Source organism: Roseovarius halotolerans (genome assembly GCF_900172255.1).
Classification (GTDB): Bacteria; Pseudomonadota; Alphaproteobacteria; order Rhodobacterales; family Rhodobacteraceae; genus Roseovarius; species Roseovarius halotolerans.
Window position 1 is genome coordinate 66,289 of record NZ_FWFU01000003.1, and the last position, 20,702, is coordinate 86,990.

The 20,702-nt window shown below is 63.0% G+C and carries 21 protein-coding genes; 2 read left to right on the forward strand and 19 right to left on the reverse strand.

Annotation, left to right across the window (positions count from 1 at the left end):
* The first annotated feature begins 60 nt into the window (after window positions 1-60).
* Both ROH8110_RS11340 and ROH8110_RS11345 read left to right on the forward strand, forming a co-directional pair.
* Window positions 61-1,569 (forward strand): DEAD/DEAH box helicase, encoded by a 1,509-nt coding sequence (locus ROH8110_RS11340; protein ID WP_085817921.1) that lies wholly within the window; start codon window positions 61-63, stop codon window positions 1,567-1,569.
* Window positions 1,570-1,711: 142 nt separating this feature from the next.
* Window positions 1,712-2,278: an HD domain-containing protein gene (locus tag ROH8110_RS11345; protein ID WP_085817922.1), complete on the forward strand. Its 567-nt coding sequence runs from the start codon at window positions 1,712-1,714 to the stop codon at window positions 2,276-2,278.
* A gap of 93 nt (window positions 2,279-2,371) precedes the next feature.
* Here the strand turns inward: ROH8110_RS11345 and ROH8110_RS11350 are convergent, their stop codons facing one another.
* The 19 genes from ROH8110_RS11350 to ROH8110_RS11440 all read right to left on the reverse strand — a co-directional run bounded on the left by ROH8110_RS11350 (window position 2,372) and on the right by ROH8110_RS11440 (window position 20,702).
* The gene (locus tag ROH8110_RS11350) at window positions 2,372-4,042 is read right to left on the reverse strand and encodes a ribonuclease J (protein WP_085817923.1); all 1,671 of its coding nucleotides are present in this window, start codon (window positions 4,040-4,042) and stop codon (window positions 2,372-2,374) included.
* The gene (locus ROH8110_RS11355; protein WP_085818467.1) at window positions 4,039-4,818 is read right to left on the reverse strand and encodes a type III pantothenate kinase; all 780 of its coding nucleotides are present in this window, start codon (window positions 4,816-4,818) and stop codon (window positions 4,039-4,041) included. The genes ROH8110_RS11350 and ROH8110_RS11355 overlap by 4 nt, the downstream gene beginning before the upstream one ends.
* Window positions 4,819-4,829: 11 nt before the next feature.
* Window positions 4,830-5,579: a biotin--[acetyl-CoA-carboxylase] ligase gene (locus ROH8110_RS11360; RefSeq protein WP_085817924.1), complete on the reverse strand. Its 750-nt coding sequence runs from the start codon at window positions 5,577-5,579 to the stop codon at window positions 4,830-4,832.
* A gap of 99 nt (window positions 5,580-5,678) precedes the next feature.
* Complete coding sequence (nuoN, locus tag ROH8110_RS11365; protein WP_085817925.1) at window positions 5,679-7,112, reverse strand: NADH-quinone oxidoreductase subunit NuoN; 1,434 nt, start codon at window positions 7,110-7,112, stop codon at window positions 5,679-5,681.
* Between the two features lie 15 nt (window positions 7,113-7,127).
* The gene (locus ROH8110_RS11370; RefSeq protein ID WP_085817926.1) at window positions 7,128-8,675 is read right to left on the reverse strand and encodes an NADH-quinone oxidoreductase subunit M; all 1,548 of its coding nucleotides are present in this window, start codon (window positions 8,673-8,675) and stop codon (window positions 7,128-7,130) included.
* Window positions 8,675-10,777 (reverse strand): NADH-quinone oxidoreductase subunit L, encoded by a 2,103-nt coding sequence (gene nuoL, locus ROH8110_RS11375; RefSeq protein WP_085818468.1) that lies wholly within the window; start codon window positions 10,775-10,777, stop codon window positions 8,675-8,677. Before nuoL ends, ROH8110_RS11370 begins: the two co-directional genes overlap by 1 nt.
* A gap of 7 nt (window positions 10,778-10,784) precedes the next feature.
* Complete coding sequence (nuoK, locus tag ROH8110_RS11380; protein ID WP_085817927.1) at window positions 10,785-11,090, reverse strand: NADH-quinone oxidoreductase subunit NuoK; 306 nt, start codon at window positions 11,088-11,090, stop codon at window positions 10,785-10,787.
* A 95-nt stretch (window positions 11,091-11,185) separates the two neighbouring features.
* Window positions 11,186-11,794 (reverse strand): NADH-quinone oxidoreductase subunit J, encoded by a 609-nt coding sequence (locus ROH8110_RS11385; RefSeq protein ID WP_085817928.1) that lies wholly within the window; start codon window positions 11,792-11,794, stop codon window positions 11,186-11,188.
* Window positions 11,791-12,204, reverse strand: a complete 414-nt coding sequence (locus ROH8110_RS11390) for a carboxymuconolactone decarboxylase family protein (protein WP_085817929.1) — start codon at window positions 12,202-12,204, stop codon at window positions 11,791-11,793. Before ROH8110_RS11390 ends, ROH8110_RS11385 begins: the two co-directional genes overlap by 4 nt.
* Window positions 12,201-12,695: an NADH-quinone oxidoreductase subunit NuoI gene (nuoI, locus tag ROH8110_RS11395; RefSeq protein ID WP_085817930.1), complete on the reverse strand. Its 495-nt coding sequence runs from the start codon at window positions 12,693-12,695 to the stop codon at window positions 12,201-12,203. The genes ROH8110_RS11390 and nuoI overlap by 4 nt, the downstream gene beginning before the upstream one ends.
* Window positions 12,696-12,698: 3 nt before the next feature.
* Window positions 12,699-13,736: an NADH-quinone oxidoreductase subunit NuoH gene (nuoH, locus tag ROH8110_RS11400; protein WP_085817931.1), complete on the reverse strand. Its 1,038-nt coding sequence runs from the start codon at window positions 13,734-13,736 to the stop codon at window positions 12,699-12,701.
* A 7-nt stretch (window positions 13,737-13,743) separates the two neighbouring features.
* Window positions 13,744-14,145, reverse strand: a complete 402-nt coding sequence (locus tag ROH8110_RS11405) for a YNQ4 family lipoprotein (RefSeq protein WP_085818469.1) — start codon at window positions 14,143-14,145, stop codon at window positions 13,744-13,746.
* Window positions 14,145-16,133: an NADH-quinone oxidoreductase subunit NuoG gene (nuoG, locus tag ROH8110_RS11410; RefSeq protein WP_085817932.1), complete on the reverse strand. Its 1,989-nt coding sequence runs from the start codon at window positions 16,131-16,133 to the stop codon at window positions 14,145-14,147. The genes ROH8110_RS11405 and nuoG overlap by 1 nt, the downstream gene beginning before the upstream one ends.
* Window positions 16,134-16,139: 6 nt before the next feature.
* Entirely contained in the window at window positions 16,140-16,553 is a 414-nt protein-coding gene (locus ROH8110_RS11415; RefSeq protein WP_085817933.1) for a DUF5333 domain-containing protein, read from the reverse strand.
* Between the two features lie 127 nt (window positions 16,554-16,680).
* Window positions 16,681-17,010, reverse strand: a complete 330-nt coding sequence (locus ROH8110_RS11420; protein ID WP_085817934.1) for a hypothetical protein — start codon at window positions 17,008-17,010, stop codon at window positions 16,681-16,683.
* Window positions 17,011-17,014: 4 nt separating this feature from the next.
* Window positions 17,015-18,310: an NADH-quinone oxidoreductase subunit NuoF gene (gene nuoF / locus ROH8110_RS11425; protein ID WP_085817935.1), complete on the reverse strand. Its 1,296-nt coding sequence runs from the start codon at window positions 18,308-18,310 to the stop codon at window positions 17,015-17,017.
* A gap of 6 nt (window positions 18,311-18,316) precedes the next feature.
* Window positions 18,317-18,547 carry a DUF5337 domain-containing protein gene (locus ROH8110_RS11430; RefSeq protein ID WP_085817936.1) on the reverse strand — a complete coding sequence of 77 codons (231 nt, stop codon included), beginning with the start codon at window positions 18,545-18,547 and terminating at the stop codon, window positions 18,317-18,319.
* Window positions 18,548-18,560: 13 nt separating this feature from the next.
* A complete protein-coding gene (locus ROH8110_RS18925; RefSeq protein ID WP_245962840.1) occupies window positions 18,561-19,442 on the reverse strand; it encodes a helix-hairpin-helix domain-containing protein in 882 nt (293 codons plus the stop codon).
* Window positions 19,443-19,478: 36 nt separating this feature from the next.
* Window positions 19,479-20,702, reverse strand: coding sequence for an NADH-quinone oxidoreductase subunit E (locus tag ROH8110_RS11440; RefSeq protein WP_085817937.1), 1,224 nt, complete (start codon window positions 20,700-20,702; stop codon window positions 19,479-19,481).

Sequence of the window (20,702 nt, forward strand, 5' to 3'; positions counted from 1 at the left end):
ACGGGCCCGACCCTGATATGACGTGCGGGCCAGGCAAGTGTCCGCAAACCACGGACACACATGACAAAATTTTCCGAACTGAACCTGAACCCCAAGGTCCTCAAAGCTGTCGAAGAGGCCGGTTACACTGAGCCCACACCCATCCAGGCTGGCGCGATTCCCCCTGCCCTTGCCGGGCGTGACATCCTGGGCATCGCCCAGACCGGCACCGGCAAGACCGCCAGCTTCACGCTGCCGATGCTCTCGCTGCTGGCCCGTGGCCGTGCCCGCGCCCGCATGCCGCGCAGCCTCGTGCTCTGCCCGACGCGTGAACTCGCAGCCCAGGTGGCCGAGAATTTCGACACCTATTCCAAGCACCTGAAACTGACCAAGGCGCTGCTGATCGGCGGTGTCAGCTTCAAGGAGCAGGACAAGCTGATCGACAAGGGCGTTGACGTCCTGATCGCCACGCCCGGCCGCCTTCTGGACCATTTCGAGCGCGGCAAGCTCTTGCTGACCGGCGTTCAGATCATGGTCGTCGACGAGGCCGACCGGATGCTCGACATGGGGTTCATCCCCGATATCGAACGCATCTTCAGCCTCACGCCCTTCACCCGGCAGACATTCTTCTTCTCGGCCACCATGGCGCCCGAGATCGAGCGCATCACCAACACCTTCCTGCAAAACCCCGAACGTATCGAAGTCGCCCGTCAGGCCACCGCCTCGGAAACGATCGAACAGGGCGTGGTGATGTTCAAACCCTCGCGCCGCGAGCGCGCCGACAGCGAAAAGCGCAACCTGTTGCGCGCGCTGATCGACGCCGAAGGCGAGAAATGCACCAACGCCATCGTGTTCTGCAATCGCAAGGTCGATGTGGACGTGGTCGCCAAGTCGCTCAAGAAACACGGCTATGACGCCGCGCCCATCCACGGCGACCTCGATCAAAGCCAGCGTACCCGCACGCTTGACGGGTTCCGCGCCGGTGATCTCAAGATCCTCGTCGCCTCGGACGTGGCCGCGCGCGGGCTCGATGTGCCCTCGGTCAGCCATGTGCTGAACTACGACGTGCCCAGCCACGCCGAGGATTACGTCCACCGGATCGGGCGCACCGGCCGCGCGGGCCGTGAAGGCAAGACGATGATGATCTGCGCCCCGCGCGACGAAAAGAACCTCGAGGATATCGAGCGCCTGATCCAGAAACCCGTGCCGCGCATTCCCGATCCCACCGCGCGCGGCGGCGCCGCGCCCGAGACCGCGTCCACGCCCGAAGCCGACACGCCCGAGGCCAAATCGGACGACAAGCCGGCCAGCCGCTCGCGCAGCCGCAGCCGCGCGTCGAAAAAACCGAAGGACGCCCCGGCACCTCAGGCCGTCGAACCCGCCGTTGAGGCCGAATCGCAACCCGCGGAAAAGCCCGCGGCCGAAAAACCCGCAGCCGAGAAGCCCGCGGCGCAGTCGCGCGGCGGCAAATCCGGCAACCGCGGTGGCGCCAGCCAGAACAGCAACCGTGGCGGCAAGCCCGTCGTCGGCATGGGCGACCACATGCCCAGCTTCATCGCCCTCAGCTTCGAGGACCGGCGCACCGGCTGATTGCCCCCGCGCCGTCACGCGCTGCCTTGCGCGGCGTGACACCCTCCAGGTCAAATTCCCCGCAACGACCGGTTATGGCTTTGCTATGACCGGCGTCGTGGCGGGTTGATTTCATCGTTTCATATCACAAAGGAGCATTCACATGCTGACTCCGCGTTTCGGCGGCGCCCTGCGCCATGCCGCGCAGCTTCACCGCAACCAGACCCGCAAGGGCACGACCACGCCCTATATCTCGCATCTCATGGCGGTCTCTGCCCTCGTGCTTGAACATGGCGGCGACGAGGATCAGGCGATCGCCGGTCTGCTGCATGATGCGATCGAGGATGCCGGCGAAACCCGCGAGTCGCTCGAAAAGGTTTACGGCGCGCGCGTTGCGCGTATCGTCGAGGAATGCTCCGATTGCGACGGCACCGAGCCGCGCCCGGACTGGACCACCCGCAAGCGCGGCTATATCGACGCGATCGCCGCCAAATCGGATGACGCGGTCCTGGTGACCGGCTGCGACAAGCTGCACAATGCCGAGTCGATCCTCGCGGATTTTCACGCCACCGGCCCTGCCGTGTTCGAGCGTTTCACCGCCGGGCGCGACGGCACGCTCTGGTATTACGACACGCTCGCCACGGCACTCGCCGGCCGCGCCCCGGCCGATCTTGCCGCGCGGCTCCGGCGCATCGTCAGCGGACTTCTCGACGCCGCCGAAGCCGCCTGAGCGGGTTTCTGTACAATCCTCCCCGGCATGGGGCGGAATTCGGTACGAAACCGGCGTACAAAACGGACGTTTTGTACGCTCGGTTGCGCGGCCCTAGTCGCTCAAGCGGCTGATGATGACGGTCACTTCCGGGCGCTTGCCGATCTCGTTCTGCGCCGATTGCCGTGTCAGCTTGCGCAGCCCGTCTTCCAGCTTGTCGTCATCTGCCAGGGTCTTGCGTCCGGCACGACCCATGAACTGGCTCAGGTCCTCTTCCAGCACCTCGACCAGCGGCGCGCGGCTGTTACCTTCTTCTGGTAAGCCCTTGATTTCACACCAGGGTTCGCCAAGCGCTTCGTCGGTCTCGTCCAGGATCACATTGACCGTGACATGCCCGTTCAGCGCCATGCGGATACGATCGCGCACGATCCCGTCCAGCGCCCCGATCTTGACGCTGCCGTCGAGATAGGTGCGACCGGTCTCGACATAGCCGCAGACCTCGGCGCGCGCACCGGTCAGATCGACCATCGTGCCATTCACCGCAAGAACGCCCTGTATCTTCTTGGAATTGGCCAGTTTTACGTGTTCTCGCAGATGCCGGTGCTCGCCATGCATAGGCACCAGGACCTCGGGTTTCAGCAATCTGTGCAGCTCTTCCAGGTCAGGCCGGTTCGCATGGCCCGACACATGGTACAGCCCCCCGGAATCATCTACAACTTCAACCCCCAACTCACTGAATTGGTTCATGATTTTGATGACGCCGCGCTCGTTTCCGGGGATCGTCTTGGACGAGAACAGGAACGTATCGCCCTCTTTCATCTTCAGGCCCAGATAGCTGCCCTGCGCCAGCTGCGCGCTCGCCGCGCGCCGCTCGCCCTGGCTGCCCGTGACGATCAACATCAGGTTCTCGCGCGGAATATCCTTTGCTTCTTCGGGGCTTACGGTTTTCGGAAAGGATGTCAGAACACCCGTTTCCACCGCGGCCTCGATCATCCGTCGCATCGCCCGTCCCAACAGACAGACAGACCGTCCAGCGCCATGCGCCGCCTCTGCCAGCGTCTTGACCCGCGCGACGTTGCTGGCAAAAGTCGTCGACACGACCATGCCCTTGGCCCCCTTGATCAGCGCCCCGATTTCAGGTGCCAGGGTGCTTTCAGAACGCCCCGCATGTGTATTGAAAACATTGGTGGAATCGCACATCAGCGCCTTCACGCCCGGCGCTGCCAGGCTGGCCCAAAGCTCGGGATCGAAAGGCTCGCCCACCACCGGGTTGGCGTCGATCTTGAAGTCGCCGGAATGCACGATACGTCCGGCGGGCGTGTCGATGACCAGACCGGAACTCTCTGGAATCGAATGAGAAATCGGCACGAACCCGACCTTGAACGGCCCCGCCTCGGTGATCTCGGGCCAGGGCGACACCGTGCGGACGGATTTTTCGGAATAGCCGAACTCGTCCATCTTGCGCCGCGCGATATTGGCCGTGAAGGCCCGCGCATAGATCGGCGCGCCCAACTGCTCGTGGTAATGCGACACGGCCCCCACATGGTCTTCGTGCGCATGGGTGACAAAGATCGCCTCCAGCTGATCACGACGCTCTGCAAGCCATTGAATATCAGGAAAAATAAGGTTCACGCCGGGGGACGTGTCCATGTCGGGAAAGGTCACCCCGAGGTCGACCAGGATCAGCCGCTCCTTGCCGGGTTTGCCATAGCCATAGACATAGGCGTTCATGCCGATTTCCCCCGCGCCCCCCAGGGGCAGGTAGATCAGTCTTTCACTGCTCATGCGTTCTCTGCTTTCTTGTTGTAGTCGTGAATCACGGCCAGACCGTGCATTGTCAGATCGTCCTCTATGCTGTCGAACAGCATCTCGCCCTGCGCGAACAGCGGCGCAAGCCCGCCTGTCCCAATGATACGCATGGGCCGTTCATATTCCGCGCGGATGCGATCGCAGATACCGGTCACAAGCCCCACATAGCCCCAGAACACGCCCGACTGCATGCACTCTACCGTGTTGGTTCCAATGACTTTTTGCGGCATCGTCACATCCACATGCGGCAGCGCCGCCGCCGCCGTGTGCAGCGCCTCGAGGCTCAGGTTGACCCCGGGCGCAATCACGCCCCCGACATAGGCGCCGTCATGGGCCACCACGTCGAATGTGGTCGCCGTGCCAAAATCCACCACGATCAGATCGCCGCCATGCCGGTCATAGGCCCCGGCCGTATTGACCAGACGGTCCGGCCCCACCTGCGTCCCCGGATCGACCCGCGGCGGCTGGGGCAACAGGCATTCGGGCTTGCCCACCACCATCGGGCGGCAACCGAAGAACCTGTCGGCAAAGACCCGGAGGTTGAACACCACCCGCGGCACCGTCGACGAGATGATGACATCAGTGATGTCCGCCTCGATCCCGTAATGCTTCACCAGCGTCGAGAACCATGTAAAATAGGCGTCCGCCGTGCGTGCATGATGGGTCGACGTGCGCAGCGTGCACAGGAATGTCGAGCCGTCCCAGATCGAGAAGACGGTATTGGTGTTGCCACAGTCGATCGCCAGAAGCATCATTCGCCCCTTCAGAAAAAGACCTCGGCCGCCGGGATGGCATGCCGCGATTTCGCTGTTGTTAGAACAAGATTACCCGCTTCGTCCACCGTCTCGAAGGTTCCGGTGATCTCGTTGCGGGTGGTGCGCGCGGTGATAACCTCGCCCAGTTTTGCCGCCCGCTCCAGCCATGCAGCCCTGATTGGCGCGAAACCATATGTGGTGAACTGCGCCTCGTAGTGCGCATAGGCGGGCGCCAGCAGGTCGAGAAGTTCCTCGGGCGTGACCCGCACGCCGGTCTCGGACAGCAGCGAAACCGGTCGCAACGCCCCCGCCTCCACCTGTGCCTGGTCCGGCGCCGACACGAGGTTCACGCCGATCCCGATGGCAAAATAGGACATGCCTCCCCCGCTGCCCGCACTTTCCAGCAGGATTCCAGCCAGCTTGCCCCCGTTCAGCAACACGTCATTGGGCCATTTGAGGGTGAACCCCTCGGCCCGCCCCGTCGCGCTCACGAAGGCATCGAACAGCGCCAGCGACGCCACGAAGGAGCGCAGCGCGACCTTGTCAGGGCTCTCGGTCGGGCGCATCGCAAGGGTCGCCGCGAAATTGCCCTCGGGGTTTGCCCAGGCCCGCCCGCGCCGCCCGCGTGCCGCACTCTGGCGCAGCGCGAGGATCCATTCGGGGCCACGCAGAGAGCCCGCGATGCGCGCCGCCTCGGCATTGGTGCTGTCGACCTCCTCCAGCACCCGGCGCCCGACGCCCTCGGGCCAGCCCGTCATCGTGCCACCCGCATCTCGATGCGCACGAAACCGCACCCTGAAACGAAGCGGCGCGCCCGAGGCGCGCCACCTTTCGTTGAGATGTGATGCGTCAGCGGCTCAGTTGACAAGGGTCGCCGCCGCAGCCTGCGCCAGCGTCTCGACGCCGAACATGTTGATGATCCCCACCACCATCAGCGCAGCAGAGGCCATCAGGAAACCCCATTGCACCGGTGAACGCGCTGTCTCCAGCGGTTCGCGCTCTTCGCCGAAATACATGTAATAGACGATGCGCAGGTAATAGAATGCCCCGATAACCGAGGCCACCACGCCCGCAACCGCCAGCCATGTCAGTCCGCCCTCATAGGCGGCGCGCAGCACATAGAGCTTGCCGAAGAAGCCCAGCAGCGGCGGCACACCGGCCAGGCTGAACAGCAGGATCATCATCGCCAGCGCCCGGCCAGGATGCGCGCGCGAATACATGTTCAGGCTCTCGATCTCGGTGATCGGCTGCCCGTCGCGCTCCATCGAAAGGATAAAGGCGAAAGTGCCGATATTCATCGTCACGTAGATCGCCATGTAGACCAGCATCGCCTGCACGCCAAAGGCATTGCCGGCCGCCAGCCCCATCAGCGCATAGCCCATATGCGCGATCGAGGAATAGGCCATCAGCCGCTTGATATCGGTCTGCCCGATCGCCGCGATCGCGCCAAGGAACATGGACAGCAGGCTCAAGACCGCGATCACCTGTTGCCAGTCGCCCATGACACCGCCAAAGGCGTCATGCACCACCCGCGCAAGCAGTGCCATCGCCGCGACCTTGGGCGCGGTGGCGAAGAAGGCCGTGATCGGGGTCGGCGACCCTTCATAGACATCGGGCGTCCACATGTGGAAGGGCACGGCCGAAACCTTGAAAGCCAGCCCCGACAGCACGAAGACAAGACCAATCAGCAGGCCCACCGGCGCCTGACCGTCGGCCGCCGCGATGATGCCCGAAAACAGCGTCGTGCCCGCATAGCCATATGTCAGCGAGGCCCCGTAAAGCAGCAGGCCAGAGCTGAGCGCGCCAAGCACGAAATACTTGAGACCCGCCTCGGTCGATTTGGCACTGTCACGGCGCAACGCGGCCACCACGTAAAGCGCCAGCGATTGCAGTTCGAGCCCCATGTAGAGCGCCATCAGATCCCCGGCACTGACCATCAGCATCATGCCGACCACAGCCAGCGCCAGCAGCACCGGATATTCAAAGCGCAGGATCTTGCGCCGCGTCATGTATTCCTGGCCCATCACCATGACCGCAGCAGCGCTCAACAGGATCGTGACCTTGGCGAAGCGGGCGAAGGCATCGTCGTTGAACATGCCGTCGAAGGCGGTGCGCGTGCCCTGCCCGGTCGTGCCGATCCACAGCGCCATCACCGTGAACAGCGCCGCCGTCAGCCAAAGCAGCATGCCCGCCATCCGGTCGCGCCCGGTATAGGCCGTGAACAGAAGCGCCGCGATCGCATAGACCGAGATCACGATCTCGGGCAGAATGATATTCAGATCAGCCTGCATTTCTCAGGGCCTCCGTTAATGCTGCGCCGCGGCCAGCTGGTTGGCGGAGTGCGCCTCAGCCAGGGCCGTGTCGTAGTTTGAAATCAGGGCTTCGACCGCGGGGCCGGTGATATCGGTGACGAGGCTGGGATAGACGCCCAGCAGAAGGGTCATCACCACCAGCGGCGCAAAGATCGCACGCTCGCGCCCGGTCATGTCGGTGATCGACTTGAGGCTTTCCTTGATCAGGTCACCCAGAACCACCCTGCGATAGAGCCAGAGAGCATAGGCCGCGCTCAGGATCACGCCAACCGTGGCCACCGCGGCGACCCAGGTGTTGACCTGGAAGACCCCGACCAGCGTCAGGAACTCGCCGATGAACCCGCTGGTGCCGGGCAGGCCGACATTTGCCATCGTGAACAGCATGAAGATCAGCGCATAGGCCGGCATCCGGTTGACCAGCCCGCCATAGGCGTCGATCTCCCGCGTGTGCATCCGGTCATAGATCACCCCGACGCAGAGGAACAGCGCCCCCGAGATGAAGCCATGGCTGACCATCTGGAAGATCGCGCCGTCGATACCCTGCTGGTTGGCGGCGAAAATCCCCATGGTGACGTAACCCATATGCGCCACCGAGGAATAGGCGATGAGCTTCTTCATGTCCTCCTGCGCCAACGCCACCAGCGATGTGTAGACGATGGCGATGGCCGACATCCACAGGATCAGCGGCGTCAGGACCTCGGCCCCAACCGGGAACATCGGCAGGCTGAACCGCAGGAAACCGTAACCGCCCATCTTCAGCAGGATCGCCGCAAGCACCACCGACCCGGCGGTCGGTGCCTGGACGTGCGCATCGGGCAGCCAGGTATGCACCGGCCACATCGGCATCTTGACCGCGAAACTGGCGAAGAAGGCGATGAACATCAGCGTCTGCATCCCGCCGACAATATGAATCCCGAGGATGCTGAAACTTTCCGAGCCGAACTGGTGATTGAGCAGCGTCACGATATCCGTGGTGCCCGCATCCGAGAACATGGCCACCATCGCCACCAGCATCAGCACCGAGCCAAGGAAGGTATAGAGGAAGAACTTGAAGCTCGCGTAGATCCGCTCCTTGCCGCCCCAGATCCCGATAATCAGGAACATCGGGATCAGCCCGGCCTCGAAGAACAGGTAGAACAGCACGAGGTCCAGCGCCATGAACACGCCCAGCATGAGCGTTTCAAGGATCAGGAAGGCAATCATGTATTCCTTGACCCGCTTGGTCACGCCCCAGGATGCGGCGATGGTCAGCGGCATGATGAAGGTCGTCAGCATCACGAAGAGCACGCTGATCCCGTCCACGCCCATCTTGTATTTCAGCCCCAGAAGCCACTGGCGCTCCTCGACGAACTGAAATCCGGTGTCGCTGGGATCAAAGCCCACGAGAATGAAGATCGACACGATGAAGGTCAGCGAGGTGGCGATCAGCGCCACCCACTTGGCGCTGCGCTGCGCAGCCGCATCCTCGCCGCGCAGGAAGATCGCCAGGATCGCCGCCGCAATCGCGGGGATGAACGTGGTGATGGAAAGAAGGTTATCCATTATTCAGCCCCCCCGATGAAGGTCATCCATGTCACGAGGACCGCGATCCCGATCACCATCGCGAAGGCATAGGTGAAGATGTAGCCCGATTGCGCCCGCCCCGCGAGCCGCGTGAAGAAGGGCACGATCCCCATCGCCACACCGTTGATCGACCCGTCGATCACATCGCCATCACCGCGTCGCCAAAGCAACCTGCCAAGCGATTTGGCCGGCTGAACGATGAGGAAATCGTAGATCTCGTCGAAATACCACTTGTTGAGCAGGAAAAGATAAAGTGGCCGCTGGTTCTCGGCGACGCGGCGCGGCATGGCCGGATCCCAGACATAGAACCAAAGTGCAAGGACGAGGCCGGTCAGCATCGCCACGAAGGGGCTGACCTTGACCCAGGCCGGAACGCCATGTGCCGCATCGAGAACGGTGTTCTCGGGACCGACATGAATGGCGCCTTCGCCCGGCTGGCCGGTGAATGCGTAATGATGCTCGCCGGCGGCGGCGGCACCCTCTTCGCCATGCGCTGCGGCCTCGGCGGTGTCACCGCCCTCTGCGGCCTGACCATGTTCCGATGCCTCGGCATAGGGCACGCCGAAGAACTTCGCGACCTGGTCGGTATGCCCGAAGAAGCTGCTATACCACAGCATCCCCGAGAAGATCGCACCAAGCGCCAGAACGCCAAGCGGCACCAGCATGACAGCCGGGCTTTCATGGGCGTGGTCGTGGGTGTGCTTGTCGCCGCGCGGCTTGCCCCAGAAGGTCATGAACATCAGCCGCCAGCTGTAGAAGCTGGTGAACAGCGCCGCGATCACCAGCATCCAGAAGGCATAGCCCCCCATCGAACCGGCATAGGCCACCTCGATCACCGCATCCTTGCTGAGGAACCCGGCAAAGCCGATATGGGTCAGCGGAATGCCGACGCCGGTGATCGCCAGCGTTCCGATCAGCATCGCCCAGAACGTATAGGGCAGTTTCTTGCGCAGGCCGCCATAGTTGCGCATGTCCTGCTCGTGATGCATCCCGTGGATGACCGAACCGGCCCCCAGGAACAGCATCGCCTTGAAGAAGGCGTGGGTCAGCAGGTGGAACATCGCCACGCTGTAGACACCCAGACCCGCGGCCACGAACATGTAGCCAAGCTGCGAACAGGTCGAATAGGCGATCACGCGCTTGATGTCGTTCTGCACCAGGCCCACGGTCGCCGCGAAAAACGCGGTCGAAGCGCCGATGAAGGTGACGAATGCCATCGCCTCGGGGGCGTATTCCATGATCGGCGACATCCGGCAGACCAGGAAAACACCCGCCGTCACCATTGTCGCGGCGTGGATCAGCGCCGACACCGGGGTCGGGCCTTCCATCGCGTCCGGCAGCCATGTGTGCAGGAACAGCTGCGCCGATTTGCCCATGGCCCCGACGAACAGAAGGAAGGCGATCAGGTTGGCCGCATTCCATTCGGTCCAAAGGAAGGTCAGTTGCGTCTCGGCCAGTTCCGGCCCCGCGGCGAAGATATCCTCGAAACGGATCGAGTCGGTCAGGAAATAGATCGCCATGATGCCAAGCGCGAAGCCGAAGTCACCGACCCGGTTCACCACGAAAGCCTTGATCGACGCCGCATTGGCGCTCGGCTTGCGGAAATAGAAACCGATCAGCAGATACGAGGCGAGGCCCACGCCCTCCCAGCCAAAGAACATCTGCGCCAGGTTGTCGGCGGTGACCAGCATGAGCATGGCGAAGGTGAAGAACGACAGATACGCGAAGAACCGTGGGCGGTAGCTTTCGGTCTCGCTGAAATTCTCGTCATGGGCCATGTAGCCCATTGAATAGAGATGCACGAGCGCCGACACCGTCGTCACCACGATCAGCATGATCGCCGTCAGACGATCCAGCCGGATCGACCATTCGGTGCTCAGCGTGCCCGACTGGATCCAGTCGAGGATATGGATGATATGCGTCTCGCCATCATGGCCCAGGAACACGACCCAGGACAGGATGCAGGACAGGAACAGAAGGCCCGTCGTCAGCCATTGCGCGCCCATGTCCCCGATGATGCGCCAGCCGAAGCCCGCGATGATCGCCCCGATGAGAGGCGCGAAGAGGATCGTTTGCTCAATCATCGGATCAGCCTTTCATCACGTTGACATCTTCCACGGCAATGGTGCCGCGATTGCGGAAGAAGCAGACGAGGATGGCCAGCCCGATCGCAGCCTCGGCCGCCGCGACCGTCAGCACGAAGAGGGTAAAGACCTGCCCCACCAGATCGCCCAGATGGGCGGAAAAGGCCACGAGGTTGATATTGACCGACAGCAGCATCAGTTCGATCGACATCAAGAGGATGATGACGTTCTTCCGGTTGAGGAAGAGGCCGAATATCCCGATGACGAACAGCGCCGCCGCGACCGCCAGGTAATGTTCAATTCCAATCATACGTGTCCCTCCGGGCCGCGCCCGTCCGTCTTTGTCTTTGCGTTGGTTCGCGCCCTTGAGGCCCGAACCGGTCGTCGTCTCCGGCGTGCCCTCGCCTAAAGGCCCTGCCCCGGCTTCACGTCCTTCAGTTCCATCGCCTTGGCCGGATCGCGATACATCTGCGCCAGGACGTCCTGACGCTTGATGTCGGTGCGGTGGCGCAACGTCAGCACGATCGCTCCGATCATCGCCACCAGAAGGATCAGACCAGCAGTCTGGAACAGAAGGAAATACTTGTCATAGATCAGCAGCCCCAGGGCGGCGGTGTTCTCGACCCCCTCGGGCGTCACCGCCGCCCGCGCCGATTCCGCGCCCTCGGCCATCTGCCAGTTGCCATAGGCCAGCCCGAACTGCATCAGCAGGATCACCCCGATCAGCAGCGCCAGCGGCATGTATTTCGCCATTTCCGCTTTCAGCTCGGCGAAATCCACATCCAGCATCATCACCACGAACAGGAACAGCACCGCGACTGCGCCCACATAGACGATGATCAACAGCATCGCCACGAATTCGGCCCCCAGCAGAACGAAAAGCCCCGCCGAACTGATGAAGGCCAGGATCAGCCATAGCACCGAATGCACCGGATTGCGGCTGATCACGGTAAACAGCCCCCCCACCAGCGCCGATACCGCGAAAAGATAGAATGACAGCACCGCGATGCTCATGTCTCGTTATCCTTTTCCTCGTTCTCGTCCAGAACCTCGCGGGCGAAATCCATCGCCCGGTTCATCGACGGGATGCCGGCAAAGACCGCCATCTGGGCGATCGTCTCGGCGATTTCCTCCGCGGTAGCGCCCGCCGCCAGGGCGTGGCGCACCGTCATGCGGATCTGCGTGTCGTTCTGAGCGCCGAGCATGGTCAGCCCCGCCAGCGTCAGCAAAAGCCGCGTTTTCGCATCCAGCCCCTCGCTGCTGATGCCCTTGCCGAAGGTCAGCTCCATCAGCTCCTTCGGCAGGGTCGGCCAGAGCTTCTCCATCCCCTTGGGCGTGAACGACTCGAGCGCGGGATTCATGGCTTTCGCCATCTCCTGCGCCTGCGTCATCATCGCTTCAAAGGGATTCTTGGGGTCACTCATCTGTAAGGCGCGTCCAGTTCGAGGTTGCGGGCGATCTCGGCTTCCCAGCGGTCTCCGTTTTCCAGCAGCTTCTGCTTGTCGTAGAACAGCTCTTCGCGGGTCTCGGTGGCGAATTCGAAATTCGGCCCCTCGACGATCGCATCCACCGGGCAGGCCTCCTGGCAGAAGCCGCAATAGATGCATTTCGTCATGTCGATGTCATAGCGCGTGGTGCGCCGACTGCCATCGTCGCGCGGCTCGGCGTCGATGGTGATCGCCTGCGCAGGGCAGATCGCCTCGCACAGCTTGCACGCGATGCAGCGCTCCTCGCCGTTGGGATACCGGCGCAGGGCGTGCTCGCCGCGAAACCGCGGGCTGAGCGGGCCTTTTTCATGCGGATAGTTCAACGTCGCCTTGGGCGCGAAGAAATACTTCAGGCCCAGCCCGAAACCCTTGAAGAAATCCTTGAGCAGGAAATAGCCCGCCGCGCGTCCGTAATCGATGTTCGCCATGGCTCAGCCTCCAATCGCCCAGCGTGCCCACATGCCGCCAAGCACTTCGAATTTCGCAAGAAACGCCACGATCACCACCCATGCCAGCGACAGCGGCAGGAACACCTTCCAGCCGATCCGCATGAGCTGATCGTAACGGTAACGCGGGGTGATCGCCTTGATCATCGCGAAGATGAAGAAGAAGAACGCCATCTTGCCGACCATCCACAGCGCGCCATCCGGCAAGCCCGGAATCGGCGACAGCCAGCCACCGAAGAACAGCAGCGACGTAAGCGCACACATCAGGAAGATCGCGATATATTCCCCGGCCATGAACAACAGGAACGGTGTCGCGGAATATTCCACCTGATAGCCCGCCACCAGCTCGGATTCGGCTTCGGGCAGGTCAAAGGGCGGCCGGTTGGTTTCGGCCAGCGCCGAGATGAAGAACAGGAACACCATCGGCAGATGCGGCAGCCAGTACCAGCCGAAAAAGCCGTATGCCGTGTCCTGCGCCGCGACGATTGCGCCGAAATTCATCGACCCGGTCGAAATGATCACGCCGATGATGATCAACCCGATGCTGACCTCATAGGAAATCATCTGCGCCGCAGAGCGCAGCGAACCGAGGAACGGGTATTTCGAGTTCGACGCCCAACCGCCCATGATCACGCCGTAGACCTCCAGCGAGGACACCGCGAAAACGAACAGGATGGCGACATTGATGTCGCTCAGCACCCAGCCCTCGTTGAAAGGAATCACCGCCCAGGCCAGGATCGCCAACACGAAACTGGTCATCGGCGCCAGCATGAACACCGCCTTGTCGGCGCCCGCCGGAACGACCACCTCCTTGACCACGTATTTCAACGCGTCCGCGACCGATTGCAGAATTCCGAAGACACCCACCACGTTCGGCCCCCGGCGCATCTGAACCGCAGCCCAGATCTTGCGGTCCCCGTAGACCAGGAACAACAGCGAGATCATCACGAAACCCACCACGGCAAGACATTGCGCCACGATGATCACCGCGATCCCGAACGGGGTTGTAAAGAAGTCAGCCATCAGGTCCTCACACCATCGGTATTCCGTTTTCCGCGCAATCGGCGGCGACGACTTCTGCGTCCATCGTCTTCAATCCTCGGGGCAGCGCAGACGAGATCGTATAAACCGCATCGCCGTGCCAGATGCCACCCGCTTCGTCGATATTCGTGCGCAAATGCCGTGCAAATCCGTATCCCCGGATCAACGTGTACTGCGCCGCGGCGCAATCGGCATACCGGCTCACATCCTCGCGGTTGCGCGCGCCGGTCATCGTGACCTTGAAACTCACGAGGTCGTCGCCCAGCAGACGGGTTTCGACGCCCTGGTAGTCGGGGCTGAAAGCCACGCGCGACGGATCGGTCGCCTCGCATCCCGAGACGGCCCCGGCACATAGCAGCCAGACCGAGGATATGAATGCCGCGCGTGCCATCACTCGGCAGCCACCGGCGCCTGGTGGCGGGTCTTTGCATTGGCGCTCAGCTCGGCCATCAGCTCGCTGGCGCGGGCGATCGGGTTGGTCAGATAGAAATCCCGCATCGTCAGGCGGAAATCGGCCTTGCCCAGCTTGCCTTCGGGCAGCGGCTGCCACTGGTTCTCCACCACCTGGTCGATCTTCGACAGATGCGGCACCTCGGCCACAAGCGCCTTGCGCAGCTGGATCAGCGAATCATAGGGCAGCGCCTGCCCCATCTCGCCCGACAGCGCCCGCAGGATCGCCCAGTTTTCCTTGGCCTCACCCGGCGGGAAGCTGGCGCGCAGCGCCAGTTGCGGGCGGCCTTCGGTATTGACGAACAGGCCCTGTTCCTCGGGATAGGCGGCACCCGGCAGGATCACGTCGGCACGATGCGCGCCGCGGTCGCCGTGGCTGCCCTGGTAGATCACGAACGGCCCAGCCTGAATATCGATCTCGTCGGCGCCGAGGTTGTATATCACGTCTGCCCCGTCGATGGCGGCCTCCATGCCGCCCTCGGTGGTGCAGTCGGCATCCATCGCACCGACCCGTCCGGCGGCGCTGTGCAGCACCAGGACCCGGCCCGAAATCGCCTGAGCGGCGGCCAGAACGGCGGCACCATCGGCCTCATTCAGGGCGCTCTGCCCGACGATCACGATGGCATCCTCACCGGCCTTGACCTTGGCCAGCGCGTCGCGCCCGGTTCCGGCATGGCTGTATTCATAGGTCAGGTTCGCTGCCGGACCGACCAGCGTGACATTCGCGCCGTTGATCCAGGCCTTGCGGATACGTGCGTTCAGCACCGGGGCCTCGATCGCCGGATTGGTACCGATCAGCACGAATTCCTTCGCAGTATCAAGCTCTTCGATGGCGACATTACCCACGTAGCCCGACCGGTTGCCCGCCGGAAGGTGCGCGCCGTCGGTGCGGCATTCCACGTTGCCGCCCTGCCCCTCGACCAGTTGCTTGAGGGCAAAGGCCCCCTCGACCGGAACCAGATCGCCTACCAGACCGGCCAACTTGTCCGCGCCCTTGATCTTCTGCGCAGCCAATTCCAGCGCCTCGCCCCAGGTGGCAGCGCGCAATTTGCCGTTTTCGCGGATATAGGGGCGGTCAAGCCGCTGGCGGCGCAGCCCATCCCAGACAAAGCGCGTCTTGTCGGAAATCCATTCCTCGTTCACGCCATCATGGTTGCGCGGCAGGATGCGCATGACTTCGCGCCCCTTGGTGTCCACCCGGATGTTGGAGCCAAGCGCGTCCATCACGTCGATGGTCTCGGTCTTGGCCAGTTCCCAGGGCCGTGCGGTGAAGGCATAGGGTTTCGACACCAGCGCCCCCACCGGGCAAAGGTCGATGATGTTGCCCTGCAGATTGCTGTCCAGCGTCTCGCCCAGATACGAAGTGATCTCGGCATCCTCGCCCCGGCCGGTCTGCCCCATCTGCGCGATCCCCGCGACTTCGGTGGTAAAGCGAACGCAGCGCGTGCAGGAAATGCAGCGCGTCATGTGGGTTTCGACCAGCGGACCGAGATCCAGGTCATCCACCGCGCGCTTCGGCTCGCGATAGCGGCTGAAATCGACGCCATAGGCCATTGCCTGATCCTGCAGGTCGCATTCGCCGCCCTGATCGCAGATCGGGCAATCCAACGGATGGTTGATCAACAGGAATTCCATCACCCCCTCGCGGGCCTTCTTGACCATCGGCGAGTTGGTCTTGACCACCGGCGGCTGGCCTTCGGGGCCGGGGCGCAGATCGCGCACCTGCATCGCGCAGGAGGCAGCGGGCTTGGGCGGCCCGCCGACCACTTCGACCAGGCACATCCGGCAATTGCCGGCGATCGACAGGCGCTCGTGATAGCAGAAACGCGGGATCTCGATCCCGGCCTGCTCACAGGCCTGGATCAGCGTCATCGCGCCTTCCGCTTCCACTTCTTGATCGTCGATAATGATCTTGCGCAGGTCAGACATGGTTTCTCACTTCGCTCTCAGCAGCAGGCCGATCTGGCTCTGCTTTTGTATTTCGGCACGGCCAAGGGTGCAGAGGCTGGCCGGATCGAGATTGCTCGCCCCGCGCGCCTTGAAATATTCGTTCCGCTTCTCGCGCATCCGCGCCTTTTCGACATCGTCGTTGATATAAGCGTCGATCTCGGCATCACTGTAGCCCCGCTCCGTCGCCATCTCCTTGAGCGAGCTGACATAGGAACGCGCGGTAAAGAACCTGGCCGAGATGTCGCCACAAGCGCGGCGGATTTTGTCGGCCACGGCGACCGTCAGCAACCCGGCATTGATATCCGTCTCGCTCGGCAACCCCTTCTGCGTCGCGGCCTGCCCCGTGGCGGCGGTGGCGCTCAGCATGGTGATCAGTGCAAGTGCTTTCAACTTGGTCATGCGGTGTCTCCTTTCGATACCGGGAACGCGCGCAATGATTGCGCCGCCCCATCTGCACCGCAGATGGGTACGTGGCCGCGTGCTATGCAATAACAAGCGGTCCATCTCCCTGATATGAAGGCGGTTTTCACCATATGATGCAGCGCCCCCGCAGCACCAGATTGCCATTGGCGAGCTGCAGTCGCCCGTCCTCGGCATCGGGGCCCTGGGTCCACGCGATTTCCGAGGTGCCGAAATCCGTCAGGCAATAGCGGGTCGCCTCATAGCGCCCGGCCTCGCGCGCGCCGGTCAGCCCCTGATCGGTGCGCCGCACGGTGACAACGAAATCCTGCCGGTCGTCGGAGGCCTTGGTCGCCTTGGTCGGGTAATAGTTGCCGTTGAAATAGACCCGCTTGGCGCGGTCGCCGCAGGCCGCCAGCACCGTGCACGCTGTCAGGATCAGGATAAGTCCACGCATGTGCCTACTCCGCTGCGACCGCGCTCACGCGGCCCGATTTCTGTGCCTTGATGCGATCCTCGATCTCATCGCGAAAGTTGCGGATCAAGCCCTGGATCGGCCAGGCCGCCGCGTCGCCGAGAGCGCAGATCGTGTGGCCCTCGACCTGCTTGGTCACGTCGAACAACATGTCGATCTCCTCGACATCCGCCTCGCCGCGCACAAGCCGGTCCATCACCCGCATCATCCAGCCGGTGCCCTCGCGGCAGGGCGTGCATTGCCCGCAGCTCTCGTGCTTGTAGAATTTCGATAGCCGCCAGATCGCCTTGATGATGTCGGTGGACTGGTCCATCACGATCACCGCCGCCGTGCCCAGCGACGAGCCCTTTTCCTTCAGCGCGTCGAAATCCATCACCGCGTCGCGCATGTTCTCGCCGCGCACGCAGGGCACCGACGACCCGCCCGGGATCACCGCCTTGAGGTTGTCCCAGCCGCCCCGGATGCCGCCGCAATGGCGCTCGATCAGCTCCTCGAACGAGATCGACATGGATTCCTCGACCACGCAGGGCGTGTTCACATGCCCCGAGACCGCGAAGATCTTGGTGCCCGCATTGTTGGGTCGTCCGAAACCGGCAAACCACTCCGGGCCGCGGCGCAGGATGGTGGGCGCGACGGCAATGGATTCCACGTTGTTCACTGTGGTCGGGCAGCCATAGACCCCCGCCATCGCCGGGAAGGGCGGCTTCATGCGCGGCATGCCCTTCTTGCCCTCGAGGCTTTCCAGCAGCGCGGTTTCCTCGCCGCAGATATAGGCCCCCGCCCCGTGATGCAGGTAAAGGTCGAAATCGTACCCCGACTTGCAGGCGTTGCGCCCGATCAGCCCGGCCTCATAGGCCTCGTCGATCGCCGCCTGAAGCGCCTCGCGCTCGCGGATATATTCACCGCGGATATAGATATAGCACGCATGAGCCTGCATCGCGTAGGACGCGATCAGGCAGCCCTCGATCAGCGTATGCGGATCGTGGCGCATGATCTCGCGGTCCTTGCAGGTGCCGGGCTCGGATTCATCGGCATTGACCACCAGATACGAGGGCCGCCCGTCGCTTTCCTTGGGCATGAACGACCATTTGAGGCCGGTCGGGAAGCCCGCACCGCCCCGGCCACGCAGCCCGCTGGCTTTCATCTGTTCGATGATCCAGTCGCGCCCGTTCTGCAGGATCTTCGCCGTGCCGTCCCAATGCCCGCGCGCGATCGCCCCCTTCAGGGAACGGTCATGCATCCCGTAGAGATTGGTAAAGATACGGTCTTCGTCCTTGAGCATCCGATATCACCCTCGGTTGTCCCGGCGCGCACGCCAGATTTGATAGGTCACCACCAACGCCCAGATCAGGGCGGCGATGGCGGCAAAGTCGAACAGAAAAGCAAAGCGCGCCGACCAGCCCATCTGCCCTCCCAGCCATTGAGCCCCCATCCACAAGAGCATCGTGGCCGCAATGACCACACCCACGGTGCGGCCCTTGCGTGCCAGTTGCATCTCTTGTGAACGGTTGCTTGTCATCTGTCTTTATTCCTCAGTACACGTCGCCGTCACCGACGCGCTTCGAGAACTCGGTCTCGCCGCCCGCGGCCAGGACCTTGGCCTGTTCGACCCAGTTGTCGCGGCTCACGCGGCCCTTGAAACCCTTGATATTGCTATCCACCCAAGCCACCTCGTCGGCGCCCCAGCTGGCGATCTGGTCGAAATGGTAAAAGCCCATCCCGTGCAGCATGGTTTCCAGTTTCGGCCCGATGCCCTTGATTTCCTTGAGGTTGTCGGCTTTCCCGCCCTTGGGAGCAGACAGCGCCTCGGGGCGTGTGCCGGTCTCTTCAGCGCTCGGTGCGGGGGCATCCGACGCAGCGGCTTTCGCCGCCTTTGCGGGCTTGGCCGCCGGTTTCGCAGCCGCTTTGGTCGCTTTGGCGGCGGGCTTGTCCGCCCCCTCCTTGGCAGCCGGTTTCGCAGCAGCCGGCTTGGCCGCTTTCTCGCCCGCGGGTTTCGCGGCTGCCGTATCCGAGGGTTTCGCATCCGCAACGTCCGATGCGCCGGCATCCGCCGCCGCGCCGGTCTTGGCCGCAACATTCCCTGCCGCCGCCTTGACAGCCGCACCCGCATCCGCGGCGCTGTCCTTCGCCTTGGCACCGGCATCCTTGGCCGCCTGGGTTGTCGCCTGCGCCGCACTGGCGGCACTTGCCTTGGCAGCTTCCGCGCTCGGCACCATGTCGGCGCCCGCGCCCTGCTTCATGCAGAACAGGCGCGTCAGCACCAGCCCGATGAACACCGCCAGCGCAGCCCCGGCCATCACCGCAGCGATGAACCCGACTGCGCCGATAATGCCCTTGACCACCAGGATACCCGCCACGGCGGCAAGCGCCCAGCATATGATCCGGCACATGTTCCAGCCCTCACGTTGCGACATCACCCATACTCCCTTTCGTTAACAGAACCGACGTCCTCAGTAGACGCCACCTTTCTTGACCTTGGAAGAGAACTCGGTCTCCTTGCCCTCGGCCAACAGTTTCGCCTGTTCTACCCAGTCGTCACGCGTGACGCGGCCCTTGAACCCTTCGAGGTTCTGATCGACCCACAACACTTCTTCGTCGCTCCACTTCGCCACCTGGTCGAAATGGAACACGCCAAGCCGGTGGAGCAACTGCTCCAGCTTCGGCCCGATACCCTTGATCATTTTGAGATCATCCGCGCCCGCCTCGCGCGGCGCGTCCATCATCTTCGGCTTGCTGCCTTGGCCCTGTTCTTCGGCAGGCGCGACGCTGGCCGCTTTCTGCGTCGGCTTGGCGGCCGGTTTCACCTTGGGCTTCGCCTTGGTCGCGGCCTGCGCCTCGCGCTTGGAAATCCCGGTCTCGTCGGCCTTGGCATCCGCGCCCGGCGCCGGGCGCTGCGCCTTTGCACCCACCTGTTGCGGGCTCTCATTCAACTTCACCGCCGGACTCGCGGGCTGGTGATTGGCGCCATGATCGCGCCAGGGCGCCAACAGCGGCACTTCGGTGCCGTCGATCCGCTTGAGCGTATCGCCAAGGTCGACCGCCCGCTGCACACTGGCATTGTATTGCGTGCGGCCGCTGTCGAAATCCTTGAGGCTGGTCAGTCCCGACGCCGGTTCGCTGGCATAGCGCCCGTTCTGCGGTCCGGGCACCGGCACCTTGCCCGCAGCCATGTCGTCGATCAGCTTCTCGAAGCTCTCGGCGGTCAGGTCTTCGTAGTAGTCCTTGCCGATCTGCGCCATCGGCGCGTTGGCACAGGCCCCAAGGCACTCAACTTCTTCCCAGCTGAACTTGCCATCGGCGCTCAGCTCATGCGGATTGGGCGCGATCTTCGTGCGGCAGACGCCGATCAGGTCCTCTGCACCGCAGATCATGCAGGACGTGGTGCCGCAGATCTGGAAATGCGCGACCTTGCCCACCGGCTGCAGCTGATACATGAAATAAAAGGTCGCCACCTCCAGCGCACGGATGAAATCCATGCCCAGCATCCCGGCGACATGCTCGATGGCCGGACGGCTCAGCCAGCCTTCCTGCTCCTGGGCGCGCCAAAGCAGCGGAATCACCGCGCTGGCCTGACGGCCTTCGGGATATTTGGTGATCTGCGCTTCGGCCCAGGACTGGTTCTCGGGCGTAAACGCAAAGCTCTCGGGCTGCTCGTGGTGCAGACGTCTCAGCAT